The sequence below is a fragment of the Caballeronia sp. genome (genome assembly GCF_028292365.1).
Taxonomy (GTDB): Bacteria; Pseudomonadota; Gammaproteobacteria; order Burkholderiales; family Burkholderiaceae; genus Caballeronia.
On sequence record NZ_JAQGMM010000139.1, the window covers coordinates 1 to 4,145 of the forward strand.

The window sequence follows — 4,145 nt, forward strand, 5'->3', positions numbered from 1 at the left end:
AAGCCCGGCCTTGCACGGTGGCGACAAGGCGCCCCCGCGCTTGGCGTGGGGGCAAGTCACTCACCCTTTGGTTTTGCTTTTGGTACGCTGCGTCACTTGCGCGCCCTTTTGACCTTGCGTCTTCCCAAGGGACTTGCTTGGTGCTGCAACTTCCTTTTTCCTACTCGGCATCTCGGCTTCGGCCGCGTGACTCGTCGGAGCCTTTCTGGGCGATGGCATTTTGACCTCCTTTATGTGTCGAATGGACACAATGTTAAAAATAGGCCGCACGGGACCGGGAATCAAGACAACTAGCTTCCGGGGGGCGATATTCCGGCACATCGACGTGATTGCTTCGCAGTACATGTGTCTGGAGCCGAGACTGGAAGCGGACTATTCGTGTCGGTCGCTGCCTGGGCGTAATTGCGAAAGCACTTCCATCGAGTCGATGGCGCCGGAGGCGGACCTCGACTAGTGAGCCCTCGGCGATGTTGATACCTGGATTCAGGTCGACGCTGGCACTTAGGCACGTTGGGTTCGCGCTGGGTTCGTTTACTCGATAACCGGTGCGGAGCCGCAACCGCTACGGTAGCCGTTCCGTCCTCCGCGCGTCTACTTAACCGGGCGGCAGCGCAATTGGCGGGCTGTCCACATGGGCGGTGCGCATCCCAGCAGGCGGTTGGGTAGTCGGGTCACGTCCTTACCACTGCGGCTCCAATTCGCGTCTTGCTGGATGCGTCGACGAGCGAGAACCGCGAAGAAGAGTGACTCGGGCTCACATGTCGTTTCAGCTTCGGGTTCGACACGACGGATTTGCCGTGTTGCGGCCGAGTACGCCGCGGCCTAAACTTGAGGAGGTTCGATTGGCTGCTCGAGCTGCGGCATATTGCGGGGCAGCATTAGGAGCGGAAATGGACTTACCCCACTACCTGGACGCAATGGAGCGTTTGCAAGGGGTTGCTGCCGACTTATCGCGGGACGCTCCGCACCCTTACGACAGACAAGCACATCATTACCAACAGATGCTCGACGTAATCGGGGCAAGTCTGGTGGAATGGGGCCATCCGTCGCTAACGGAGGAAGAGCAAGCCCGGTTGATTGCTGCGAGCGAGTCCGCCGAACTCGCACATCGCAGTCATGCGCAGTCGCTTCACTTCGTTAAAGTTGCTATCGACATTTTGCACCCCAGGATGCCGAAGCCCAAAAGTACCATGAACGAACAACCGTAGATGCGGCTTGCGCGATACCGAATGACCGAGCCCGAGTCGCGAGTATCACGTACCTCCGCCTGACCCGACGCGTGCCTTGGACAGCGGCCTAGCGCCGACGACAGCGGTCGACACCGGGGATGGCGCCCCGCCAGGAACATCATCGATGACCGCCTCGGTTAGCTCGAGAGTGACACATGGCGTTTCGAAGATTCAGAGAATCACCAGGAATTCATGAGCATGTTGGGAAACACGGACATGCAGGCTTAAGACGCTGCGTTCGCCCCGCCCTATCACGCCAATCTCCGCATAGCGAACCGGAGTTCATAACCGTCACCGGTCTGTGTCGCGAACAACCAGCAGGTCGAAAGCCTCACGGACATCTTTGAGCTCTTGCATCGCTGCAGCAAATCGAGCAAATTCCAGCATGGATGGATGCACCAATTTCAGCACGCTGTGATGCACCTGCCGTCGCTATCGGCGCAATATGTAAGTTCCGTTATCGCGTATCAATGTTCCGATGCCGCGCGAGAAGTGTGGCCAACCGAAGTCGGAGCGCTTAGGTGCCGCACCGGCTGAGCCGGTTCGTTACTTTGTCTGATTGCTGTTGTTGTCGGGCCCGTCGTCAATCACAACGGTATTGGCTATCCGGTCATGCAGTGCCTGCTTTCGTTGGTTGAAGAGAACCCACAAGAATCCTGCGCCGCATGTCGCAAAGCTCAGCAGGTAGGCCAGTGTGCGCAGGCCGGCTTGTCTCACTGACATCGGTTCTCCCGTGTCGGCATCAACAATCCGCAGATGCAGGGCCCGTTTCCCTGGCGACGTACCCCATATAGCCCATAGAACTCCGGTAGCCAGTATCGGTATGCACTGGCCTATTGCCAACCAAAAAAGAATGGTCGCAGCGAAGGATTCCGGTGCCAAGAGCAAGTCCTCCATTGATGGACCGAGAGGGACGAAAAGCACAATTACGGTCCACCAGATTGAATCGATGGCCAGTGCGCTGGCGCGTCGCGAGTAAGAGGCATTTCGCATCGGATGCTTAATATCAGACTTGCTGAAGTCATGAAGGTACGGGCCGTTCACCATTTGCCACGCAACGACTGCACAGATACAAGGCAGGCCCAGTTGCCGGGTCTGCCGCACTAGTTGGTGGTCAGGGCTTCGAGCCGCGCCATGCACCTCGGACTAGCTGCGCCGCCGCGTTTGTACCACTGCAGTGCGCGGAGCCTGTCCGGGAGAACGTCCCCGGGCGCGGCGCCGCCCCAACAGTTTTCCCAGTAAAGCCCAAGGGTATGGGCCGCATCTCGCATGCCGAGTTCGAACGCTATCTCGTACTGAGCTTTGGCAAGCTCGAGGTCCAGCTCTTCTCCGCGCCCCAACCGCGCGCTGTCGCCAAGAGCAGCGGAGGACAGGCCTTTGAGCTTGTCCGGGGCGTGTTCATCCTTCAGCACATCCCTCAGCACGCGGTGACCCAACACGTAGTCGGCCTCGCCACCGGTGCCACTGAGCAGCGATAGCGCGTACGTCACACGCAAGGCCGGGTGTTTGTCGACGCCCACTTGGTCCAGCATCTTGCGCCCGAGATACGCCGCGCCAGGGAGTGACGACACGAGCAATGCGTTCGCAGTGGAAGCGATGGATTCTAAGGGCGCAAATCCAGACTTATAGGCCGACAGCACGTGTCGATAAAACTTCTCGATGTCGAGACCCGGGTCGTGCCGGGTTAGTGCCGCCCACTCGCGGTCTATCTGGTTGAACCAACTAACTTCAGCCATGGCAGGTCGCTCTGTAGTGGAAATCGCCGCCAATGATACGCCTTCCGATTTCGGCCTCGCGTCGTTGCGGCAATAGTGAGAGTCGTAAAACGAAAGGGCCCGATGGGCGCGGAAACGATCTCCATTGCGTTGCGACCGTCGCCTGTGTTGCTGAGCCCATTGCTGCGGTAGTCGTCAGCCAACGCACGGGAAGGTCGAACGCTCCAACATCTCAACAGAGGTCGTCAGTTAGTTCGCTTTCTGCGAGGACGGCTCGCGCGTCACGACCCTACCAACGGCGTTGTCTCGTTGTCGGCTGCGAGCAGTAGTCGTCGCGGGCGTCTGGGTACAGCAACCGGGGCAGCTGCTGTCGTTGCCAACAGAAACGACGGCCGGCGGCAAACGGTTCGCGAGTGAGCGCATGGTAGCCACCCGAGCGCGTGGACGCCAGTTCGCTCGATGCTATCAACCATTTTTTGCAGTTTCGCTGCTGCGCCGACGTCATGGTCCATCCGATCTTGGACACCGGAAAATCGATGTCTTTGATTCGCGTGGGCCATCTCGCGAGATGTCTCCGATCGCCCCGTTGCACCAAGGCACACCCGACCGTTGCGCGTAATCGTCACGCTGCGCGATAACCGGATTTCTGAAACAACGCCATGTCACGGTGCTGTCAACTTCGGCACGTATTCTCTGGGGCCGCCATGGGTGATCCCGCGACGCGGCTCTGTATCGGCTTCATGCGATAAAAGCACAAGCGTTCTCGCATGGCCTGACGTGGTGCGCTTTATCCGCCCTCGGTGACCTGCTCTGTTCCGGGCAGGTCCGCGCACGTCTGCACCCGGCTTGCCGATTTCCACGATTGACGCAGTGCCTGTCCACAACGAACAGGCGTCGCGAGTTCATAGCGGACCCCGAGTCGGTCGATTTACCAATCTTTTTCATCCACTTCGACATGCAAAAATTAGATCGGCGTCAGTTCTTGCGTAATTCGGCGAGCGCCGTAGGTTCGGTCGCCATGCTCGCGGCACTTCCTGCCAGCATCCATCGTGCGCTCGCGATTCCGGCGCATAACAAGAGCGGCACCATCGACGACATTCAGCACTTCGTCGTGCTGATGCTGGAGAATCGCTCTTTCGATCATTATTTCGGTACTCTGAGTGGCGTGCGCGGGTATGGCGATCGTTTTCCAATTCCGTTG

The 4,145-nt window shown here is 58.8% G+C and carries 4 protein-coding genes; 2 read left to right on the top strand and 2 right to left on the bottom strand.

Annotated elements, in window-relative coordinates:
- Positions 1-890 precede the first annotated feature (890 nt).
- Positions 891-1,208, top strand: coding sequence for a hypothetical protein (locus tag JWR14_RS08520; RefSeq protein WP_299704450.1), 318 nt, complete (start codon positions 891-893; stop codon positions 1,206-1,208).
- A 567-nt stretch (positions 1,209-1,775) separates the two neighbouring features.
- Here the strand turns inward: JWR14_RS08520 and JWR14_RS08525 are convergent.
- The gene (locus tag JWR14_RS08525; protein ID WP_366144515.1) at positions 1,776-2,276 is read right to left on the bottom strand and encodes an RDD family protein; all 501 of its coding nucleotides are present in this window, start codon (positions 2,274-2,276) and stop codon (positions 1,776-1,778) included.
- Between the two features lie 56 nt (positions 2,277-2,332).
- A complete protein-coding gene (locus JWR14_RS08530; RefSeq protein WP_299704453.1) occupies positions 2,333-2,965 on the bottom strand; it encodes a sel1 repeat family protein in 633 nt (210 codons plus the stop codon).
- Positions 2,966-3,899: 934 nt separating this feature from the next.
- Here JWR14_RS08530 and JWR14_RS08535 point away from each other — a divergent pair.
- On the top strand, positions 3,900-4,145 hold a 246-nt coding region (locus JWR14_RS08535), incomplete at its 3' end, for an alkaline phosphatase family protein (protein WP_299704456.1).

What these genes read in the sequence shown, in the direction of transcription:
- JWR14_RS08520 (WP_299704450.1), top strand. Translation starts at nt 891, where the DNA reads ATGGACTTACCCCACTACCTGGACGCAATGGAGCGTTTGCAAGGGGTT.
- JWR14_RS08525 (WP_366144515.1), bottom strand. Translation starts at nt 2,276, where the DNA reads ATGGTGAACGGCCCGTACCTTCATGACTTCAGCAAGTCTGATATTAAG.
- JWR14_RS08530 (WP_299704453.1), bottom strand. Translation starts at nt 2,965, where the DNA reads ATGGCTGAAGTTAGTTGGTTCAACCAGATAGACCGCGAGTGGGCGGCA.